Origin of the sequence: Pseudomonas fluorescens HK44 (genome assembly GCF_000217955.3) — a bacterium.
GTDB lineage: Bacteria > Pseudomonadota > Gammaproteobacteria > Pseudomonadales > Pseudomonadaceae > Aquipseudomonas > Aquipseudomonas fluorescens_AQ.
This window is the reverse complement of sequence record NZ_AFOY02000004.1, coordinates 278,031-299,320: the sequence shown is the minus strand read 5'-3', so window position 1 is coordinate 299,320 and position 21,290 is coordinate 278,031. Positions and strand designations below refer to the sequence as shown.

The window sequence follows — 21,290 nt, the reverse complement described above, 5'->3', positions numbered from 1 at the left end:
GTGCGCTTTGGTCCTCGCTTCTATTGTTCTCCTGTCGCTGCCCATCAGCGATCGGGTTTAGCAGCTCGGAGGTTTCACGTAGGTGCACTGCACTTCAGAAATTCAGGTATTCCATCCCTGAACTCTATGGTGGCTGTGCGCAGGGCACCCTCGGGTGCGCCGGTTTTTCGTGATTCCTCCCGGTCTGCTAACCTGCGTACAGCCGCCACCCTTTCGTTTAGCAGCGAATCGGTGGTAGCTCCAAAGAGGAAATTACGACAATGTTCAAACCAACTCCAAATCCACCCGAAACCGATCCGGTTTCTCCCTACGCCTCCCTCGACTCAAAAGAACTCCACGCCGCCGCGCACCGTGCGCTCGATCATTACCTGGTGCTGCCGGAAACCAAGACGTTGTTAGCCGACCGACGCCCAGGCTGCATTTTCGTCATCGCCCCCGACGTCGACAGCGAAACCCTGCTGGCCCACGCCTGCGAGACCCTTGCGTCGGTCAATGTCATGGCCAGCGACCTGGCGTTTGAACTTGAAGGCCCCAAACGCAATACCGCGCTGGCGATTCAGCAGATGATTTCTCTGGCCGAGTTGGCGGTGAATCGGGCGCTGGATCACCTCGATCCACCGGATTCACCGCAGTAGCACGCCAACACGCTGATCGTTCCCGCGTGGGAACGATCATCAATAAACAAAGGCCTCCACTTGGGAGCAACGCTGTTCACTTAAGGAAGTCTGGAGGCCTGAGAAGTATCTGTGGCGAGGGAGCTTGCTCCCGCTGGACTGCGCAGCAGGCCCAATTCAGGGCCGCTTCGCGCCCCAGCGGGAGCAAGCTCCCTCGCCACAACTGCGGATGTGCCTGAAACATCGGCTTAAGTGAACAGCATTGTCCACTCGGGAGGCCGTTTTTTGTGTAGTACCCATCTTTTGCAGTGCTGGCAATCACGCCTTCGCGAGCAAGCTCGCTCCCACAAGGATCGAGTTTGCCGCGGGTTACGTGCGCATCCCGCGTCCGCTGACCAGCAACCGCGCGCAACCGATGTACAGCACCACGGTTGCCACCAGCATGAAGGTAATGGCAATGCTGATCTTGATGTCCGAAACGCCGAGGATGCCGTAACGGAAAGCGTTGACCATGTGCAGCACCGGGTTGGCCAGCGATACGGTCTGCCAGAACGGTGGCAGCAGGCTGATCGAGTAGAACACCCCGCCCAGGTAGGTCAACGGTGTCAGGACGAACGTCGGGATAATCGAAATGTCGTCGAAGTTGCGCGCAAAAACCGCGTTGATGAAGCCCAGCAGCGAAAAAATCGTTGCCGTCAGCAACACCACCAGCAGGGTAATCCCCAAATGGTGAACTTGCAGGTGAGTGAAGAACAGCGAAAGCAGCGTCACGATCACGCCCACTGCCAGACCGCGCAGCACCCCGCCCACGGTGTAGCCGATCAGAATGGTGTGCGGCGAAACCGGTGAAACCATCAGCTCCTCAATGGAGCGTTGGAATTTGCTGCCGAAGAAGCTCGAGACCACGTTGCCGTAGGCGTTGGTGATCACCGACATCATGATCAAGCCCGGCACGATGTATTCCATATAGGTGAAACCACCCATATCACCGATTTGCCGGCCAATCAGATTACCGAAGATCACGAAGTACAGAACCATGGTGATGGCCGGCGGCAGCAGGGTCTGCGGCCAGATCCGGGTAAAACGCCGGACCTCACGATAAACAATGGTATTGAGCGCAACGAGGTTGGGCTTCAGTTCGGAACTCATACGGCCACCTTCGCCAGATTTTTCTCCACCAGAGACACGAACAACTCCTCGAGGCGATTGGTTTTGTTGCGCAGGCTCAGCACTTCGATGTTCTGCATGGCCAACTGACCGAACAACGCTGTGATGCCGACGGACTTGTCGACCTGGACTTCCAGGGTGTGACTGTCGAGCAGGCGGGTTGGATAACCATTCAACTGCGGCGCAACCATCATGGCGCTCTTCAGGTCCAGCAGGAACGTCTCGACATGCAGTTGGCTGAGCAGGTTACGCATGCTGGTGTTTTCGACGATGGTGCCGTGGTCGATGATGCCGATGTTGCGGCACAGCTGCTCAGCCTCTTCCAGGTAATGCGTGGTGAGGATGATCGTGATGCCTTTCTGGTTCAGCTCGGTGAGGAAGGTCCACATTGAGCGACGCAGTTCGATGTCCACACCGGCAGTCGGTTCGTCGAGGATCAGCAGGCGCGGTTCATGCACCAACGCACGCGCGATCATCAGTCGCCGCTTCATGCCGCCCGACAGTGAGCGTGACGGCACATCGCGCTTGTCCCACAGGCCGAGCTGAGTCAGGTATCGCTCAGCGCGTTCCTTGGCGACTTTGTGCGGGATACCGTAGTAACCGGCCTGGGTCACGACAATGTCGAAGGTCTTTTCGAACTGATTGAAATTGAATTCCTGCGGCACCACGCCGATGCAACGCTTGAGCGCAGCCGGCTCGCGGTCCAGGTCGTGGCCAAAGATATTCACCGTTCCGCTGGTCTTGTTCACCAGGGTCGAGAGAATGCCGATGGTCGTGGATTTGCCGGCACCGTTGGGGCCGAGCAAGGCGAAAAAGTCACCTTCGGCGACATCCAGATCGATACCACTCAAGGCCTGGAAACCGTTGCCGTAGGTTTTGGTTAGCTGCCGGATGGACAGAGCAGAACTCATATCGGATTTACGCACCAAGAAGGGAAGTTCGGAATAAATAAGAGCGGGCGGCGACCCATGCAACCGCGGCGCATAGACGCAATGGTGCTTGGCGACGCCGCACAAGTACAGTCAAGTGTGTTGATAGTCAGTATTAAGTCAACGCGGTCATGACGGCTTTTTGATACGCCGGACGTTGCTTCAGTCGCGCATACCAGGCTTGCAGATGGGGCATTGGCGCTCGCTCGATGGGCATCTCGAACCAGGCATAGATAAAGCTGCCCAACGGAATATCGCCCACGCCGATCTCGTCACCGGACAAATAAGGCTTTTGCGCCAATGCCTGATCGACCATCGACAGCAATTGCTCGCAGGTTTTCTGCGCCGCGTTGATCGCAACCCAATCCTGCTGATCGGCCGGGGTGCGCAATACGCCCCAGAACACCTGGCGGAAAGGTTCGGCAAACGACGAAGTGGTCCAGTCCATCCACTTTTCCGCGCTCGCCCGGGCCTGCACATCGGCCGGGAACCAGTTCGAACCCGCCGCGTGACGGGCAGCCAGGTAACGCACGATGGTATTGGATTCCCACAGTACAAAACCGTCGTCTTCAATCACCGGAATGCGGCCATTGGGGTTCATCGCGCGATATTCCGGTGTGTCGACCACACCAAAAGCCCCGCCCGCATCCTGCGTTTCGTAGGTCAGCCCGAGCTCTTCGGCGCACCACAGTGCCTTTCTGACATTCGACGAATTTTTCCGACCCCAAATCTTCAGCATGACCGCTCCTCGATGGATGAATGCCGGGGCAGTCTACGCCGGATCAGCCGCGACTCAAATCAGTCTGCATGTCCCCGAGCAATGCCGGTAACTGGTCGTTGAACAAATGCGGGTAGCGTTTTTCCAGGTACTCGAAGAAGAACGGTTCGGGCACGTCGGCGAACTGGCCATGGTCGACCAGGTACTCCATCGACTGCAGCCCCTGGCGATTGAACGGATGGAAGATGCTGTCATTGATCCCGTCGAACTCCAGTGCCGGCACATCGAACAGCTCACAGAGTTTCTGGTTGAACGCCGGTGTGGCCTTGACCCAACGGCCCTGCAAATACAACTCGGTGTAACCGTGCATGGCGAACACGTCACTCTTGAGCAACTCGATCAAGCGCGGGGTCGACAGGTGATTGCGCACATCCGCGAGGCCAATCCGCGCCGCGATTCCACAGTGCCGCGCGCAACCTGCCAGCAAGGTGGCTTTGGGTACGCAGTAGCTTTCGCCGGTGGCCAGTGCATAACTGCCGCGCAAGGTCGCGGGATCACGGCTGAAGGTATAGGGGTTGTAGCGCACCGCTTCACGCACGACGTAATACAGACTCACCGCTTGCTTGACCGGGTCACGGCTGTTGCCGCGATGCCGTTCAGCGAACTCCACCACCGCGGGGTGGTCACTATCGATGAAGCGGCCGGGGCTCAGGTACTCGTGCATGAGAAAAATCTCCTGGGGAAGCCATGAGTCTATCGGCAGACCTAGCACAGAGATAACGACGTTTCGGCCAAACATCAGCGTTTGTCGCACGCTCAGCGAAGCTTTTTTACAGCGTCCGTCAGCGTTATCACTCACGAAATTCACCGCTGTTTCCCACGATTTCAAACACATTGCTCTGACCACCCCGTTTTGCAGATGCCGTCTAAGCTCTGAAGGTGGTTTTGACCCTGGCTTCACGGAGGATTGAATATGCTGCTGTTGTGGATACTGGTTCTGGTGGTCGGGATTGCCTGGCTGGCTCACCGCCGCATCGCGCCCCTGCCCGCCCTGGGTATCGTGGCGGTCTATCTGCTGGCGATGGGAGTCTTCAGCCACGCTCGAGGCTGGCTGCTGCTGATTTTCTGGATCGTGCTGGCCGTCGTGGCGGCGCCACTGCTGCTGCCCGACTTGCGACGCAAATACTTCAGTGCCCCGCTGTTCAACTGGTTCCAGAAAACCCTGCCGCCGATGTCGCAAACCGAACGCGACGCCATCGATGCCGGCACCGTCTGGTGGGATGGCGAGCTGTTCAGCGGGCGTCCGGACTGGAACAAACTGCTGTCTTATCCCAAAGCGCAGTTGAGCGAAGAAGAACAGGCGTTCATCGATGGCCCGACCGAAGAACTCTGCGCCATGGTCAGCGACTGGCAGATCGGCCAGACGATGGACCTGCCGGCCGAAGCCTGGGCACACATCAAGCAGAATGGTTTTTTTGCCCTGATCATTCCCAAGGAATTCGGTGGCAAGGGGTTTTCCGCCTACGCCCACTCGCAAGTGGCGATGAAGCTGGCCACCCGCAGCGGTGACCTGGCCTCCACCGTGATGGTGCCCAACTCCCTCGGCCCGGCCGAACTGTTGCTGCATTACGGCACCGATGAACAACGCAACCATTACCTGCCCCGCCTGGCGCGTGGCGACGACATCCCGTGTTTCGCGTTGACCGGCCCGCTGGCCGGCTCCGATGCGGGCGCCATGCCTGACACCGGGGTGATCTGCAAAGGCGAATGGGAAGGCCAGGAAACCCTGGGTCTTCGGCTGAACTGGGAAAAGCGCTACATCACCCTGGGCCCGGTCGCCACCCTGCTCGGCCTGGCGTTCAAGGCCTATGACCCGGACCATCTGCTGGGTGACGAGGAAGACCTTGGTATCAGCCTCGCATTGATCCCGACCGACACCGCCGGTGTCGAAATCGGTCGCCGCCACCTGCCTCTCGGCGCCGCGTTCATGAACGGCCCAAACTCTGGCAAGGACGTATTCGTGCCGCTGGACTTCCTCATCGGCGGCCAGGAGATGCTCGGCAAAGGCTGGATGATGCTGATGAATTGCCTGTCCGTCGGGCGTTCTATTTCGCTGCCGGCAGTCGGCACCGGCGCCGCCAAGTTCACCAGCCTGGTGACCGGTCAATACGCTCAGGTTCGTGAGCAGTTCAACGTGCCGCTGTCTGCCTTCGAAGGAATTCAGGAAGCGCTGGCGCGTATCGGCGGCAACGCCTGGATGATGGACGCCGCGCGGATGCTCACCGCCAACGCGGTGGATCTCGGCGAGAAACCTTCGGTGCTCTCGGCGATTCTCAAGTATCACCTCACCGAACGCGGTCGCGAGTGCATCAGCCACGCGATGGATGTGCACGGTGGCAAGGCGATCATCATGGGGCCCAATAATTACCTCGGGCGCAGCTGGCAAGGCGCGCCGATCTTCATCACGGTGGAAGGCGCGAACATCCTTTCGCGCAACCTGATGATCTTTGGACAAGGCGCGATCCGTTGCCATCCATTCGTGCTCAAGGAAATGGCCCTCGCCGGCCGTGAAGACAAAGACCAGGCACTGAAGGAATTCGACGGCCTGCTGCTCAAGCACATCGGTTTCGCCGTGAGCAACGCCGCCAGCACCCTGGTACTGAACCTCGGCGTCGGGCATTTCGAACATGTACCTGGGGACAAACTCAGCCAGGGCTACTTCCGTGCCCTCAACCGTCAGGCCGCGGCATTTGCCCTGCTCGCAGACCTGAGCATGATGTTGCTGGGCGGTGAACTGAAACGTCGCGAACGCCTGTCGGCCCGACTCGGCGATGTACTGAGCAACCTGTACCTGGCCTCAGCCGCCCTCAAGCGTTACCACGATCTTGATTCACCCGAACACATGGCGCCGCTGTTTACCTGGGCCATGGAGGAGAGTCTCGGCCAGTCGGAACGGGCGCTGGATGAACTGCTGAGCAACTTCCCGAACAAGGTGCTGGGTTGCCTGATGCGGGTGATCGTGTTCCCGTTTGGTCGCCGTCACAAAGGACCGTCGGACACACTCGGTGCCGAAGTGGCTGCGGTCATTGGCCGGGCCAAGGGCGATCCGACACTCGAAGAGTTGCTGGGAGGGTGTTACCGGCCGCAGTCGGTCGATGACCCGGTCGGTGCTCTGCAACATGCCTGCGACCTGCTGAGTACCGCACAACCGCTGCAGAAAAAAATGCACTTTGCACTCAAGAGCGGGCAGTTCAAACCGGGAGCCGGGGAGCATGTCATCGACGCCGCCCTGGAGGCCGGCGTGTTGCAAGCCGCAGAAGCACATACCTTGCATGAGGCCGAAGCCGCGCGGCGCAAAGTGATCGACGTCGATGACTTTTCCAAGGAGCAACTTGAACTGGCGAAGGGCAAGACCCGCTAACGCAGCGGCTCGTCCGGCGGGTCAATGATGAAAAGCGGGCGCTGGAGCTATATACTCCAGCGCCCGTTTTGCTTTAGTTCTAGAGGACTCCCGTTATGCTCGACCAAATTCTCGTCCAGCTCGACCTCCTGCGCAGTATCCTGGTCGCTGTCGGTGAAGCCGAGCAGGTTCCAGACGAAAGTCATGCCTTGTTCCTGGAGCGCTTCGACGAACTGCGTGCGTCGCTGCCAATCGATCCGATCGAAAGCCAATACCTGGGTCAGGACATTCTTTGTCAGGTCATCACCCGTTATCCGCAAATTGCCCACCTGGTCCCTCGCGACCTGTTGTGGTATTTCGCCGGCGACTGCCTGCACTACATGCCCGACGATGAAATCGGTCTGTATCAGGCACTGGAAGAACGTCGTTACGAAGCCGAACAGAACGACGAACCGTTCGACTGGAATCAGGAAAAACAACTGCTGGCCCTGTCGAACCAGGACAGCAAGCACTGATCCCGGATCAGAAATACAAAAGGCCCGCACGGTTAAACATGCGGGCCTTTTTTTGTCGCAAAGATCAAAAGATCGCAGGCTTCGCGAGCTCCTACAGGGTTTGGGGTGTTACTTCAGGTTGCCGCTGAGGAACTGCTTCAGCCGTTCGCTCTTCGGATTGCCCAGCACGTCTTCAGGCGCGCCCTCTTCCTCTACCCGCCCCTGATGCAGGAACAGCACCTGATTCGAGACTTTGCGGGCAAAGCTCATTTCGTGGGTCACCATGATCATGGTCCGGCCTTCTTCGGCCAGGCCCTGGATTACCTTGAGCACTTCGCCTACCAGCTCCGGGTCGAGCGCCGAGGTCGGCTCATCGAACAGCATGACTTCCGGCTCCATGGCCAGTGCGCGGGCAATCGCCACCCGTTGCTGCTGACCACCGGACAGGAACGCCGGGTACTGGTCCGCCACACGCGCTGGCAGCCCGACCTTATCCAGATAACGTCGGGCACGATCTTCAGCATCTTTCTTGCTGACACCCAGCACCCGGCGCGGGGCCATGGTGATGTTTTCCAGCACGGTCATGTGGCCCCACAGATTGAAATGCTGGAACACCATCGCCAGCCGGGTGCGCAGTCGTTGCAGTTCAGCATCGTCGGCCACATGCATGCCATGGTGGTCTTTGACCATCCGGATCTGCTTGCCGTCCAGGCTCATGGCGCCGTCGTTGGGTGTTTCGAGAAAGTTGATGCAGCGCAAAAAGGTGCTTTTGCCCGAGCCGCTGGCGCCGATCAGGCTGATCACGTCACCGGTTTTGGCTTTCAGGGAAACGCCCTTGAGCACTTCGTGGCTACCGTAACTCTTGTGTAGTTCTTCAACAGTCAATTTGTACATGTGCGCAAGCATCCTCTAAGGGAAAATGGGTCGCCGCTGCGTAGACGTCGCAGTCGGCGACAAAGCCCGTGGCCTGATGAGCGGCCGTACAGAGCGCTAAGTCCTAGTGAGCCGGGCCCAGAAAAGCCAGCCAGCGACGTTCGGCAATGCGGAACAGCCCGACCAGCGCAAAGGTGACCAACAGGTAGATCAGCGCGGTAATGCCGAACGACTGAAAGGTCAGAAAGGTCGCCGAGTTGGCATCCCGCGCCACTTTCAAAATGTCCGGGACGGTGGCGGTGAAGGCCACGGTGGTCGAGTGCAGCATCAGGATCACTTCGTTGCTGTAGTACGGCAACGAGCGACGCAGGGCCGACGGCATGATCACGTAGGCATACAACTTCCAGCCCGTCAGACCGTAGGCTTTGGCGGCTTCGACTTCACCGTGGTTCATGCTGCGAATCGCCCCGGCGAAAATCTCCGTGGTGTAGGCGCAGGTGTTCAGGGCAAAGGCGAGGATGGTGCAATTCATCGCATCGCGAAAGAACGCATCGAGCACCGGCTGCGCACGGACTGCGGCCAGGCTGTAGATCCCGGTGTAGCAAATCAGCAGCTGGATATACAGCGGTGTGCCACGGAACAGGTAGGTGTAGAACTGCACCGGCCAGCGCACGTAAAGCTTGTTGGAAACCCGGGCAATCGACAGTGGAACCGACACCAGGAAGCCGATGAAGATCGAGGCGCTGAGCAGCCACAGCGTCATGGCCAGGCCAGTGATGTGGTAACCGTCGCTATAGAGGAAAGGCTTCCAGTAGTCCTGCAGTAATTCGATCATCGTACCGCCTCCCGGGAACCTGCCGCGTAATGCCGTTCGAGCCAGCGCAGGACATAGTTCGACGCGCTGGTGATCACCAGATAGATCAGCGCTGCCAGCACCAGAAAAAAGAACAGTTGATAGGAGCTTTTACCGGCGTCCTGAGCGGCTTTGACCAGGTCCGCCAGGCCGATGATCGACACCAGCGCGGTGGCCTTGAGGATCACCATCCAGTTGTTGCCGATGCCCGGCAGGGCGAAGCGCATCATTTGCGGGAACACCACGAAGCGAAAGCGCTGAGCACGGCTCAAGCCGTAGGCCGTGGCGGCTTCCATCTGTCCGCGGGGCACCGCGAGGATCGCTCCGCGAAAGGTCTCGGTGAAGTACGCGCCGTAGATGAAGCCCAGGGTGATGATCCCGGCGGCGAACGGATTGATCTCGATATATTCCCAGCCCAGCACCTCGGTGAAACTGGTCAACCAGGTTTGCAGGCTGTAGAAAATCAGCAGCATCAGCACCAGGTCCGGCACGCCGCGAATCAGCGTGGTGTAGAGCTGGGCCGGAATCCGCAACAGTTTGACGCTGGACAGTTTGGCACTGGCGCCGATCAGGCCGAGCAAAACGCTCAACAGCAGCGACAGTATCGATAACTTGACGGTCATCCAGGAGCCTTCCAGCAACAGAGGGCCGAACCCCTTCAAGCTGAATGCGGAGAGCCCGAGTGTCTGCAAAAGTGCTTCGAACATAATTCAGGAACCTATCGCGATAAAAAAGCGCCCGTCCCGAGGACGGGCACCGGGGCCTTACTTGCCGCTGTAGAGACTCAGATCACCGAAGTGTTTCTTCTGGATCGAGTCGTAGGTGCCGTCATCGTGGATCGCCTTGATGCCTTTATCGAGAAGGGCCTTGAGCTCGGTGTTGCCTTTGGCGATACCCACCGCTGTTTTAGCGGGCAACAACTCGCTGTCGATCGGCTGGCTGACCTCGTAATCAGCCCCTTGCGGCGACTTCAAAAAGCTCAGCTTGGCTTGCAGCATGTCCTGGATCGTGGCGTCGAGGCGACCGGACATCAAGTCAGCGTAAACCTGGTCCTGGTTGGCGTAGGCCTTGGTTTCAACCCCGGCTTTGTCCAGTACGGCCTTGGCGTAGGCTTCCTGGATGGTGCCTTGCTCGTAGCCGACTTTTTTACCCTTGAGCGAGGCTACGTCAGAAACGCTGGAGCCTTTCTTGTAGACCAGAGCGGTCGGGCCGGAGAACAGCTCGCTGGAGAAGTCGATGACTTTCTCACGGGCCGGAGTCACGGTCATGGAAGAGATCACGCCGTCGAACTTGTTGGCCTTCAGGCCTGGAATCGTGCCGTCAAAATCGCTCTCGACCCATTTGCACTTGACCTTCAGCTCGGCGCAGATCGCGTTGCCCACATCGATATCGAAGCCCACCAGGCTGCCGTCGGCCGCTTTGGACTCGAACGGTGCGTAGGAAGGATCAACGCCAAAACGCAGCTCTTTGTACTCTTTGGCCGTGGCTACGCCTGCGGCCATGCACAAGGTCAAAGCAGAAAGGGTCAGCAATGTTCTTTTCATTATTATCAATTCCTAAAACCACTACGGGCGCTTGTGGCGCATGGGTGTTGTAACCGAGGACTTCTACGCACACACACTTACTTGTACATACAAGCATATGCAATCAACCAGCCAACTCGCTGAACGGCAGATGAAGAAAGCTTTTAGAAGCGACAGGAAAGCCTCTGGAACGGGGCTTTTGGAATGATTAGAAAATGCTCGAGGATTATCGAGCCGCGCTCATGAATGTTACCGGGGCCACATTTTGCGTCGTGTCGGTGCATCCGGTAACAATCTTAGAAGGCATATTTCGTGTGGAAACAACCCGCAGTGGGACAGCCTCGCGGGTTGAGTGCAGGCAATGCCGTCTTCAAACGTTACAGCGCATTGGGCGGGATCAGCCGCGGTTTCGTCAGCGCGTATGAGATGGTTTTGAAGGCTGTATTCAGGTTGACGCTCCCCCCGGCTGCGTTCGGGCAAGTGTCAGAGAAAAAATAGGAGGGGCCTGAGGCGATCTGCTGCATCGTGTTGCAAGGCGTCAAATCGCTACTACCGTCGCTGCACGGCGCCGAAGTGGAACCGCCACCGATATAGGCCACGCTATAGATCAGCGTACTGGTCTGCTTGACGGTATTGGCTGCCGTAACGGCCGCCTTGCATTCCGTTCCATATTGGCTTTTGTAGGTGTTGCCGAGTTGAGCTTGTGATGAAGATGCATCGCCGTCGCTCATCAGGACGATCACGTCTTGCCCGGGCGGCGACTGCCCTTGTGACATGTTCAGCAAGGCTGCCTGCGCGGAAGAAATCGCCTGGGTGAAATACGTGCCTAAACCGCCAATGGCCTGGATGCCGCCGCAGCCACCTACCCCTAGCGCCTGCGCGATGCTTGAAGTCGTGTTGACCTGGCCGTTTTTGAGAAAGCCGGAACTGAGCCCGGAGACTTGATAGGTGGCGCCGCTCGTAACAAATCCCGGCGCCACCGCCGAGTAACTGCTGGCTATAGATTGCTTCGAGCCGCATGAAAAGTTGGTACTTGCTGCGAGCGGCGGGTAGGTCATCAAGCCAACGTTGTCACCAGCGTTGGTCAAGTTGCTTATGAGTGTGAGTGCCGCCTGCTGGGCACATTGGAGTCGAGTCATTGCCTTTCCATTGGCCCCCAGGCAATTAGCGTCGGTGGTATTCATCGATCCTGTGGTGTCGAGCAAAATAATGACATTGTATTTGGTGGGCACGGCTCCGCCGCCGGCTGCAGCCTTCGAGGAAGCGGTAATTTGCATTGAAGCGATACCAAATACCTGGGAAAAGTAGAGCGGCACCGTCGCTTGCTGGACTACCTGGATACCATTGAATTTCGACACTGCTCCGGCTGCGGGCAACTGGGCATTTACCAATTGCAGACCTGTGATGGTGGCCGGCGACACCGTGACGCCGGAAGGAAACGGGTTGTTCCCCTGTGCGGCGAGGTGCGCGGAGTACGTTTTGGCATTCGTTTGCGCCGTTGCAAACGGAAAGTTCCAAAGGTCGGCGGCTCCGGCCAGCGCGGCGGCATCAGTAGCGGCCTGCAGGCGCTTCTGATTGTAGAGAACGTAGCCCGCATCAACGCTCAGGGCGACAAATCCCAGCAGGACGGCCATCGAGATAGCGACCAGGATAACAACGGAGCCACGTTGGTGGCCCATGGTCTGCTGCCGGTCAGACATTCTTGACATGATGGTGTACTCCTTGAGTTGAGGAATTTGATAAGGAGTGTTCACTGCGTTCGCTCTACGACTGTGAAGCTCAGCGATGAAGGGAGCAGGTTCGTAACACCGGGAAAAGACCCTACGAATAGGGGCTTATAAGGGGAGTACGTCACCGTGACCGTGGCATTAGTGACCGCCCCATTCAGCACTGCATTGTTCAGGCCGGTCGCGCAAGTAGCGTCAGCGCTGCATGAGGCGTTTCCCACGGAAGTCGAGTACGACAGATTCGCTACGGTCAAGTAGGCCGCCGATTTCTGGATCTGCGTTTTGGTGTCCGTGTAGGGGGTGGTTGTCCCGCGCTGGCTGGCGAAGAAGCGCGCGCCTGACGACGCGACATTCATGACCATCACGGTGTTAACGAGCAACCAGCCAAACTCCGCCAGACAGAAGAGCAATAGAACGAGCAATGGGGCCACGAGGGAGAACTCGACGGCCGCTACGCCTTTTTGCATTTTTCGCATCATGATCGTCCCCAACGTGGCATGGTGTTCGTCACCGATGCCTTCATGGCACAAACGTCACACCGTTTTTGCCAGGTGTGGCCCCGTGTGGCGACTCAAGGATTGCCGGCTATTGCACAAGCTCCGACATTGTCGCATTCAAGCTCGAGGGCACGACTAACGCGAGGCTGCCTAATGAGCCACCCAGTATCGGAGCGAACAGGTAAGTAAGAGTAATACTGGCTTGTGTGCCGGTAGCCGGGGCCTGACTGGCCGTGCCCAGAGCGGTGGCGCAGGTGGCGTCGCTCTGGCACGACGCTCCATTCACGGACACGTTGATCGTCAACGTCTTATTCAGGCTTGCTAAAGGCGCGATGATTCCCGCCGCCGCCAGTACCGCGTTTTTAGTGTCCGAGTACGGGGTGGCATAACCACGCTGGGTGGCCAATAGACGTGCCCCCGTCGACGCGGCACTTGTTAGCACGGCGTAGTTGAAGAACAGCCAGCCAAACTGGAAAATCCCAAAGAGGAGCATCAGCAGCAACGGGAGTACAAGTGTGAACTCCACAATCGTCGTACCGGTTTCGCGCTTGGCACTCATCATGTCCCCTCCCCGGCGTCACTGTCCGCCGTGAAAAACTTCACTCGCCCACGCTATTCGCCTGAACATCTGCACGGAATCATTGTTCATCAACGACTCCCTAATCAGGGCGTTTGCTTCATGAACTGCTTGTCTGAACCCTAGCCAACGGGCAACAGAGGGGGTTAGGACTTTTTTGCCGATCACTAAAACTTTTTTGCGGCAGCCCGCGTTCGCGGATTGCTGATGGGGTGTCAGTCGTTGAAGGTTTTTTCCTGAGTAATGGCATTTAGGGCTTTATGCGCTACCGTCAGATAACGAAACAGCGAAATAGAGAAATAGCTACTTGGGGCCGGTACGGGGTCATCCCACACCAGGAAAGATCGAGGGATGATACAGATGACAAACTCGGGCGAACGCGCTGACCAGAACGGTTGCCCAAGTGATCTGTGACAGCCAGGTCTGCGAGTGAACTTTCCCATTCAGCAAGGAAGTCGTGAATGAACAGTAATTCCGTGCAGGTGTTCAAGCGAGTGACGTGGGCTTTGATGATCGCAGGCTTGCCTTCGGGGGCGGCGCTGGCGGCGCCGAGCGGCTGTACGGGATTGGAGCAGATGCCGGCAGTGGTCGAAGTGGGCGAAGGCATGCAGCAAGCCATGCGCTCCCCCGTGGCAATCACGCGGCTGGCGGTGGGCGACCCCAAAGTCGCCGATGTGCATCTCAACGGCAATGATGCGTTCCTGCTGACCGGCATGGCGCCCGGTGCGACCAGCCTGATGATCTGGACGGGATGTTCCAGCGCGCCTCGCCAGAGCATGGTGTTCGTGCGCGGCAAAGCCGTTACGGCCGTGGCAGGCTCATCAGTGCTGCCTTCGGAAGATCCGCTGTTGCCGAGTCAGGTGCAGACCGATATTCGCTTCGTGGAAGTCAGCCGCACCAAATTGAAAGAGGCCAGTACCTCGATCTTCGGCAAAGGCGGCAGTTTTCTGTTCGGCTCTCCGGGCACGGTGCCCGGGGTGACGGTGGCACCCGGTCAACTGGGTAACACCATCACCAATATCCCGCTCAATAATGGCAGTTTCAATATCGGCTTTGGCGGCGGCAAGGTATTGGGGCTGATCAACGCCCTGGAAAACAGTGGTTTTGCCTACACCCTGGCGCGTCCAAGCCTGGTGGCGCTGAGCGGGCAAAGTGCGAGCTTCCTGGCCGGTGGCGAGGTGCCAGTCCCGGTGCCCAGCAGTGGCAGTAATAATTTTTCCATCGAGTACAAGGAGTTCGGCATCCGTCTGACCCTGACCCCGACTGTGATCGGTCGCCAGCGTATTACCTTGAAGGTGGCGCCGGAAGTCAGTGAACTCGACTTCACCAACGGCGTGTCCATCGCTGGCACGATCGTACCGGCACTGACAATACGGCGTACCGACACCAGTATTTCCCTGGCAGACGGTGAGAGTTTTGTGATCAGCGGCCTGATCAGTAGCAAGAACATTTCGTCGGTCAGCAAGTTGCCTGGCCTGGGAGATATTCCGATCCTCGGCGCATTTTTCCGCGACTCCACGATCAATCGCGAAGAACGCGAGTTGCTGATGGTCGTGACCCCGCACCTGGTGCAACCACTGGCGGCCAATGCCCAGTTGCCGTCATTGCCCGGCGAGCAACTGCGCAATTACGACCCGAACTGGTTCCGTATGTATTTCCTGGAAAACGGCGACTTCGACCGTCGCAGCGGGTTATCGCAATGAACCGGAACCAGAGCTTCTGTCAGGCTTTTGCGGGGAAATGCACAACCACACCGCTGAGTCGTGACCTTGTCGACCTGCGGGCCTTGAACGCTTTCCAGGGGTGGAACATGAAAGCATTGATTGCTGGTTTAGGGCTACTGATGCTCGGCGGCTGCGCCACCAACAATGGGGACTCCTGGTCTTCGCTGTCAAGCCAGGGAAGCTGCTCCAAGCCGGGTTCCGATCAGGAACTGTCGTTGAACCTGGCGGACGACATGATCAATGACGGCAAGCTGCACGCCAGCCTGGCCAATCTGCAAAGCCTGCCGGACAAACTGGAGGCCGTGCGTCTACGCAAGGCCAAGGTCTACCGCATGCTGGGCCGTAACGAGGCCGAGCCGCTGTACAAAAGCCTGCTCGGTACTTGCCTGGCCGCTGAAGGCGAACACGGCCTGGGGCAATTGGCGGCAGCGCGCAACAATAACGAACAGGCGCTGACTTATCTGGAGCGGGCGGCACGGATGTCACCCACAGACGAGAAAATCCGCAACGACCTGGGCGTGGTCTACCTCAAGCAGTTGCGACTCGAAGAGGCACGTTTCGAGTTCATCACGGCCATGGAGTTGAAACAGTCCAATCAACTGGCAGCGCTCAACCTGGTGACCTTGCTGATTTATCAGGACAACTGGAAGCAGGCGGCAGAGCTGGTCAACCGTGCCGGCTTGAGCCCTGAGCAAGTCAGCGATGCTCGGACACGCGCACAGAAGCTCAAGAGTACGGGCAAGGGGCCGGCGCCCGGTGAACGGGTAGCGGCCATACAAGATCAGGCACAACCCACTATCAACAAACCAACAACGCAGAGGTAGTGATGAAACCGAACCTACTCAGCTGCTTGGGAGTATTGCTTTTCCCGCTCGCAGCACACGCCATAGAACCCGGTCCGGCCTCCCCGCAACAGCAGGGAACCGAAATCTGGCTAGTGTTGCAGAGTGGTGGGCAGGCGGCTTCGCCCACCCTGCAATCGGCCAAGGCCGGCGAGCGGGAATTAGCGCTGCAGCGCTGGCTGGACAACTACAGGCATCCGATTCCCGAGTACTACAAAGACACCTCGGGCCAGCAACCGCAGCAGTAGCTCGCAACATAACGTGTAACAGAGCTGGCGACGACGCTTTTTCATCTCTTCCCCCGGAGCTGCCTGGTTATTAGGCCAGCAGCAGCCGGGTGCACTCATGCCTGTCGTTATGCAGGTCGTCAGCATGACCTGGCTGGGCATGCCTTGGTTCGACAGAGCGTCGACGACGAGAGGGTTTGGATGGCGCAGAGTACGACAACAGCTGCTGACTGGAAGGAACGTCCAACGCTTCAGCGTTGGTGTCGAAGAGCTCGACGGCGATCATCCATTGACTCGAGTTTGCCTGGCTTATTCCTCGCGCTGACATCCTGAAGCCTCTACCCAGGATGTCAGGATGTCCTTACTTAGCGCCCCTGCCTTGTCACAGCATGTTGAATGCTTTAAACACACCGATGAGTGCGGGCCCTATGGCGACCAGGAAGAAACTTGGCCACAGGCAGAAGATCAGCGGGAATACCAGCTTGGTGCCGACTTTGGCTGCTTTCTCTTCGGCAAACTGGGTACGCCGGTCGCGAAACTCCTCGGCATAGATACGCAGCGTGGCGCCAACACTGGTGCCGAAGCGGATGCTCTGCGCCAGCAAGCTGACCAATCCTCGAATATCTTCCAGGCCGGTGCGTTCGGCCAGGTGTTTGAGCGCTTCGGTACTGGGAATACCGGCGCGGATTTCAGAGTTGACCAGCGCCAGTTCCAGGGCAAGCTCTGCCTGGCTGACAGCCATCTCGTCAGCCACCCGCTCGATGGCCTGAGGCAAGGCCAGACCGGACTCCACACACACCACCATCAGATCAAGGGCATCCGGGAAGGCGACGAGCAGCCGACTCATCCGGGCCTGCTTGCGCTTGTCGACATAGAGGGCCGGTGCCAGCCAGCCAACACCGACTGCCAGGACCAGCAACAAAAGGCCCATGCTCAGAGACAGCTTGGGAATCAGCGACAGAGCCAGTAGCGTAACGCCCACCAGAATCAGCGGCATCAGCAAGCGAACTGCCCAGTACATCTGCACCGCCTTCGCCGAACGATAGCCCGCATGTATCAGCAGGGTTCTGACTGCAGAGCTCTGCCCTTGCGCGACTGAACCAAAGCGTTGGCCCACCTGTTCCAGCATCAACTGCAGATTACTGGGCGGCTCTTGCCCCTGGGCTGTCCCACCTTGGCTACGTTTGATCATCACAAGACGGCGCTTGAAGGGGTCCTGCAGCCCCTGCACCAGCAATAGCAGGGTAATGACAACCAGCACCGTGCTCAGGCCGATGCCACCCACGAACAGCAGGCGCGCCAGGCGCTCATTATTCACGACACTGTCGAGCAGGCTTAGCAGATAGTCCATCACAAGCACTCCTATACGGTGGCCTGGATTCAAACCTGAATCCGAATGATTTTACGTATCCAGAAAATTCCGATCAGCATGGCGACAAAAGCACCTACAACCAGCTTCTGGCCCACGGGCTCAAGGATGAGCAAAGGCAAATAGGTCGGGGTGGTGATCAGAATCGCCGCAGCCAGCACAAAGGGTATGGACACCAGTATCCAGCCCGACATACGCCCCTCGGCCGACAGTGTCTTGACCTTGCGCTGAAAACGGAAGCGCCCGCGAATCATGCTGCTTAACCGCTCCAGCACCTCGGTCAGATTGCCGCCAGTCTCGCGGTGGATCAGCACCGAGGTCACCAGCATCATCACGGTCATGCTCGGCACGCGCTCCAGCAGACCCAGCATGGCCCGACGAACATCGTTGCCGTAGTTGATATCGGCGAAGGTCAGGCCGAACTCGGCCGCCACCGGCCCCTTATGTTCCTCTGCCACCAGCTGCAAGGTCTCATTGAATGGATGCCCTGCCCGCAGAGCACGGCATATGGCATCCAGAGCGTCCGGCAGCCCCTCCTCGAATTGGGCGAAGCGCTTGCTGCGATCGCGGGATATCTTCAGTATCGGCAGCCAGAACAGCACGAAGGCAAACGGAGCCGCCATCCACCAATGTTGCGTGAATACCCAGAGCCCGATTCCTCCCATCGCCGCCAGGGACACACCGAGCAAAAGCACCCGATAGGCACGATAGTCATGCCCGGCCTGCTCGATCATCTGCGCCAGCGCTTCCATCGCCGGCAACTGTTCCAGGCGCGCTTCCAGGGGTGACAGGCGCCGCAGGTATTTTTGCCGCAACACGGTCTGCATATTGGGCAGATTGCTGGCCTGCTCCAGCACATTAAGGCGGCCGCGGATACGCTTGCGTACCTTGCCGGCTTCGCCGAACACCGGTACTACGACCCCTTGACTGAGCAAGAACATGGCGGTGAACACCATGCCCAGGAACACCAGGATAAATTCGCCGGGGATCTGACTCATGACTGCCCCTCCATCCATTCAGGCCGAAACAGGCTGAGCGGCAACTCGATGCCACGCTTGCCCAGTACATCACGGAAAGCCGGCACCATGCCGGTGGGACGGAACTCGCCCAGTACCTCGCCGTGCTCGCCCATGCCACGCCGGACGAAACCGAAGATCTCTGTCATGGTGATGATTTCACCCTCCATGCCATTGATCTCCTGCACGCTGACCACCCGCCGCTTGCCATCCTCCTGGCGCTCCAGTTGAACCACCACATCGATGGCCGAAGCAATCTGCTGGCGCATAGCTTTCATTGGAAAGGTGAAGCCGGTCATCGACACCATGTTCTCGATGCGCCCCAGGGCATCACGGGGGGTGTTGGCGTGGATGGTGGTCAACGAGCCATCGTGGCCGGTGTTCATCGCCGTCAACATATCCAGCGCCTCGGCGCCGCGCACCTCACCGATCACGATGCGGTCAGGGCGCATACGCAAACTGTTGCGCACCAGTTCGCGCTGGTTCACTTCCCCGCGCCCTTCGATATTCGACGGGCGGGTTTCCAGGCGCACCACATGGGGCTGTTGCAGTTGCAACTCGGCCGAGTCCTCGATGGTGACGATCCGCTCATTGTGCGGAATGAAGCTGGACAGCACATTGAGCATGGTGGTCTTGCCGCTGCCGGTACCACCGGAGATCAGCACATTCAGCCGCCCGCGAACGATGGCCTTGAGCATCAGCGCAATGACCGGGGTCAGGGTGCCCATCTGCACCAGGCTCTCGGTGTTGAGCAGATCCACCGCAAAGCGGCGGATCGACATGCTGGGGCCGTCGATGGCCAGCGGCGGAATAATGGCGTTGACCCGCGAGCCGTCTTTCAGGCGCGCGTCCACCAGTGGCGAGGATTCGTCGATGCGCCGCCCCAGGCTGGAAACGATGCGGTCGATGATATTCAACAGATGCTGGTCATCGCGAAAACGCACATCGGTTCTCTGTAGCTTGCCAAAGCGCTCGACATACACTGAGGCATGCCCGTTGACCAGGATGTCGGACACACTGTGGTCAGCCAGCAGCGGCTCCAATGGCCCGAGCCCCAGCACCTCGTCGGTGATCTGCTTGATGATCACCTGGCGGCTGCTGGCCGTCACCGGTGCCGAATGCTCGTCCAGCAAGCGCAAGCTGATCTCGCGAATCTGTCGGCCGGCCTCGGCCGGTTCCAGGGTGTCGAGCAAGGACAGATCCATCACCTTGAGCAACTGTTGGTAGATCTTCTCCCGCCATTCGATCTCAACCGAATTGAGCTTGGTCCGGGTCTCGTAGAGCACGTCCGGCACACTGGCTTCCCAGGCCATGGGCACACTGGCACCGTCCGCACTGCTAACGGGGACCTCCGACAGGTCTGCCGGAGCATTTTTATCGGACTGCTGACGCAGGCGATTACGAAAGTCGCTGAGCATGGTTTACCCCCCGAACAGACGGCTGAAGGTACGTTTGAGCAAGCCCTGCCCACTGGCCTCGGTCCCGATAAGATTCTGGCTCAGTTCGCGCACGGCGACGGTGATGGAAGCCCGTGGCGCATGGAGCTCCAGTGGCACTCCGGTATTCTCGCTTTCACTGACCACCGCATAGTCATTGGGCAGTTTCTGCAGATCCGTGCAACGCAGCGCCTCGGAAATATCCTTGAGGCTGATCGGCGAATTTTTGTTGTAGCGATTGACCACCACCTGCAGACGGCTGCCCTGCAAGCCCAGATCCTCGCGCAGGATCCGCGTCAGGCGCGTGGCGTCCTTCAGGTGGCTGATGCTCTGCTGCACCACGATGTAGACGCGGTCAGCCTGCTCCAACGTGACGCCGGTGAGGTGGTCGATCTGCCGTGGCAAATCCACCACCACCCAGTCATAGGTACTGCGCGCCAGATGCAGAAGGCTCTCGAGCTGCTCCAGGCGTACATCCTGCGGCAGGCACAACTCACCGGCGCGCCCGCCGAGCACATGCAGGGTCGGACTGAAATGGCTGCAAAAGCCGCGCAAGGCAACGTTGTCCAACGCCTCGATCTGCTGCAGCACGTCCACGTGGCTGTGGGGCGTCTGCACATCCAGGCAGTGCGCCACACTGCCGAACTGCAGATCCAGATCCAGCAGCAGGGTTCTGCCGCCACGAATGCTCAGCTGATGCGCCAGGTTACAGGCCAGCATGGTGGCGCCCGAACCGCCTTTGGCATTCATCACTGCAATCAGCTTGCCTGTCGTCCCTTCCCCGGCATGGGCCTCCATCAGCATACGGCCGAGCGCGGCCTGTAATTCTTCCGCCGCCACCGGCTCCGGCAGGAAGTCACGGGCCCCGGCCTGCATCGCCAGACGCATGCCCTCACGCTCATCCAGGGGCCCACACACCAGCAGTGGCGGGCGCTCCTTCGCGGGACACAGCAACAGGGCCGCCAGTTCCTCGCGCCACAAGTGGCTGACGCGCAGCAACAGGAAGTCGGGCATCTGCTCCAGCCCATACAAGGGGTCGGTATGGCCGTTGCTCACCAGACGCGTGCTCACCTGCAGGTTGGGCAAATCCTGGCTCAAGGTTTTCAGATGCTTCAAGACCTCGGCGTCACGGCTACTGATCAGCAGGCGCATGCCTTGCTGATGGGCCGTGGTCGCGTTGGTGGCTTCCCTCATGTTCAACATGGCTTGATCTCCGATGTCTCGGGTTGGCCGATGGGCCTGGAGCCCGGCAATAGCGACTAGAGGATCAATCGGTACTTCTTGAGTCTGCGGACAGTAACTTG

21 protein-coding genes are annotated in these 21,290 nt (G+C 58.8%); 6 read left to right on the top strand and 15 right to left on the bottom strand.

Translation table 11 applies throughout. The features are described 5' to 3' along the window. Positions 1-260 precede the first annotated feature (260 nt). Complete coding sequence (locus HK44_RS03270) at positions 261-635, top strand: DUF6124 family protein (protein ID WP_019689337.1); 375 nt, start codon at positions 261-263, stop codon at positions 633-635. A gap of 348 nt (positions 636-983) precedes the next feature. Here HK44_RS03270 and HK44_RS03265 read toward each other — a convergent pair whose 3' ends face one another. The 4 genes from HK44_RS03265 to HK44_RS03250 all read right to left on the bottom strand — a co-directional run bounded on the left by HK44_RS03265 (position 984) and on the right by HK44_RS03250 (position 4,152). Continuing rightward, positions 984-1,763 (bottom strand): ABC transporter permease, encoded by a 780-nt coding sequence (locus tag HK44_RS03265; protein ID WP_019689336.1) that lies wholly within the window; start codon positions 1,761-1,763, stop codon positions 984-986. Further along, positions 1,760-2,692, bottom strand: a complete 933-nt coding sequence (locus HK44_RS03260) for an ABC transporter ATP-binding protein (RefSeq protein WP_019689335.1) — start codon at positions 2,690-2,692, stop codon at positions 1,760-1,762. Before HK44_RS03260 ends, HK44_RS03265 begins: the two co-directional genes overlap by 4 nt. Before the next feature lie 133 nt (positions 2,693-2,825). Further along, positions 2,826-3,449: a glutathione S-transferase family protein gene (locus tag HK44_RS03255; protein WP_019689334.1), complete on the bottom strand. Its 624-nt coding sequence runs from the start codon at positions 3,447-3,449 to the stop codon at positions 2,826-2,828. A 43-nt stretch (positions 3,450-3,492) separates the two neighbouring features. Beyond that, positions 3,493-4,152: a transglutaminase-like domain-containing protein gene (locus HK44_RS03250; protein ID WP_019689333.1), complete on the bottom strand. Its 660-nt coding sequence runs from the start codon at positions 4,150-4,152 to the stop codon at positions 3,493-3,495. A 249-nt stretch (positions 4,153-4,401) separates the two neighbouring features. Between HK44_RS03250 and HK44_RS03245 the strand changes: the two genes are divergently transcribed. Then, positions 4,402-6,849, top strand: a complete 2,448-nt coding sequence (locus tag HK44_RS03245; RefSeq protein WP_019689332.1) for an acyl-CoA dehydrogenase — start codon at positions 4,402-4,404, stop codon at positions 6,847-6,849. A gap of 95 nt (positions 6,850-6,944) precedes the next feature. Next, entirely contained in the window at positions 6,945-7,343 is a 399-nt protein-coding gene (locus tag HK44_RS03240) for a PA2817 family protein (RefSeq protein WP_019689331.1), read from the top strand. A gap of 108 nt (positions 7,344-7,451) precedes the next feature. Here HK44_RS03240 and HK44_RS03235 read toward each other — a convergent pair whose 3' ends face one another. From HK44_RS03235 to HK44_RS03205, 7 genes are all read right to left on the bottom strand, one after another. Then, positions 7,452-8,216, bottom strand: coding sequence for an ABC transporter ATP-binding protein (locus tag HK44_RS03235; protein ID WP_019689330.1), 765 nt, complete (start codon positions 8,214-8,216; stop codon positions 7,452-7,454). A gap of 103 nt (positions 8,217-8,319) precedes the next feature. Beyond that, positions 8,320-9,030: an ABC transporter permease gene (locus HK44_RS03230; RefSeq protein ID WP_019689329.1), complete on the bottom strand. Its 711-nt coding sequence runs from the start codon at positions 9,028-9,030 to the stop codon at positions 8,320-8,322. Further along, positions 9,027-9,755: an ABC transporter permease gene (locus HK44_RS03225; protein ID WP_019689328.1), complete on the bottom strand. Its 729-nt coding sequence runs from the start codon at positions 9,753-9,755 to the stop codon at positions 9,027-9,029. Before HK44_RS03225 ends, HK44_RS03230 begins: the two co-directional genes overlap by 4 nt. 57 nt (positions 9,756-9,812) lie before the next feature. Then, positions 9,813-10,592 (bottom strand): transporter substrate-binding domain-containing protein, encoded by a 780-nt coding sequence (locus tag HK44_RS03220; protein ID WP_019689327.1) that lies wholly within the window; start codon positions 10,590-10,592, stop codon positions 9,813-9,815. A 356-nt stretch (positions 10,593-10,948) separates the two neighbouring features. Continuing rightward, positions 10,949-12,325 carry a vWA domain-containing protein gene (locus HK44_RS03215; RefSeq protein ID WP_141651659.1) on the bottom strand — a complete coding sequence of 459 codons (1,377 nt, stop codon included), beginning with the start codon at positions 12,323-12,325 and terminating at the stop codon, positions 10,949-10,951. Further along, a complete protein-coding gene (locus HK44_RS03210; protein ID WP_141651658.1) occupies positions 12,322-12,777 on the bottom strand; it encodes a TadE/TadG family type IV pilus assembly protein in 456 nt (151 codons plus the stop codon). The genes HK44_RS03215 and HK44_RS03210 overlap by 4 nt, the downstream gene beginning before the upstream one ends. 106 nt (positions 12,778-12,883) lie before the next feature. After that, positions 12,884-13,357, bottom strand: coding sequence for a TadE/TadG family type IV pilus assembly protein (locus HK44_RS03205; protein ID WP_019689324.1), 474 nt, complete (start codon positions 13,355-13,357; stop codon positions 12,884-12,886). 476 nt (positions 13,358-13,833) lie between these two features. On the opposite strand from HK44_RS03205, the gene HK44_RS03200 reads away from it, so the two are divergent. From HK44_RS03200 to HK44_RS03190, 3 genes are all read left to right on the top strand, one after another. Then, positions 13,834-15,075: a type II and III secretion system protein family protein gene (locus tag HK44_RS03200; RefSeq protein ID WP_019689323.1), complete on the top strand. Its 1,242-nt coding sequence runs from the start codon at positions 13,834-13,836 to the stop codon at positions 15,073-15,075. Between the two features lie 107 nt (positions 15,076-15,182). After that, positions 15,183-15,920: a tetratricopeptide repeat protein gene (locus HK44_RS03195; RefSeq protein ID WP_019689322.1), complete on the top strand. Its 738-nt coding sequence runs from the start codon at positions 15,183-15,185 to the stop codon at positions 15,918-15,920. A 2-nt stretch (positions 15,921-15,922) separates the two neighbouring features. Continuing rightward, on the top strand, positions 15,923-16,186 hold the full coding sequence (locus HK44_RS03190) for a DUF3613 domain-containing protein (RefSeq protein WP_019689321.1): 264 nt from the start codon (positions 15,923-15,925) through the stop codon (positions 16,184-16,186). A 361-nt stretch (positions 16,187-16,547) separates the two neighbouring features. Here HK44_RS03190 and HK44_RS03185 read toward each other — a convergent pair whose 3' ends face one another. From HK44_RS03185 to HK44_RS03170, 4 genes are read right to left on the bottom strand one after another with little or no spacing between them, the layout of a single operon-like run. After that, positions 16,548-17,516 carry a type II secretion system F family protein gene (locus tag HK44_RS03185; protein WP_019689319.1) on the bottom strand — a complete coding sequence of 323 codons (969 nt, stop codon included), beginning with the start codon at positions 17,514-17,516 and terminating at the stop codon, positions 16,548-16,550. Positions 17,517-17,545: 29 nt separating this feature from the next. After that, positions 17,546-18,532 carry a type II secretion system F family protein gene (locus HK44_RS03180; protein ID WP_019689318.1) on the bottom strand — a complete coding sequence of 329 codons (987 nt, stop codon included), beginning with the start codon at positions 18,530-18,532 and terminating at the stop codon, positions 17,546-17,548. Then, a complete protein-coding gene (locus tag HK44_RS03175; RefSeq protein ID WP_019689317.1) occupies positions 18,529-19,968 on the bottom strand; it encodes a CpaF family protein in 1,440 nt (479 codons plus the stop codon). The genes HK44_RS03180 and HK44_RS03175 overlap by 4 nt, the downstream gene beginning before the upstream one ends. A 3-nt stretch (positions 19,969-19,971) precedes the next feature. Further along, complete coding sequence (locus HK44_RS03170) at positions 19,972-21,189, bottom strand: AAA family ATPase (protein WP_019689316.1); 1,218 nt, start codon at positions 21,187-21,189, stop codon at positions 19,972-19,974. Positions 21,190-21,290 lie beyond the last annotated feature (101 nt).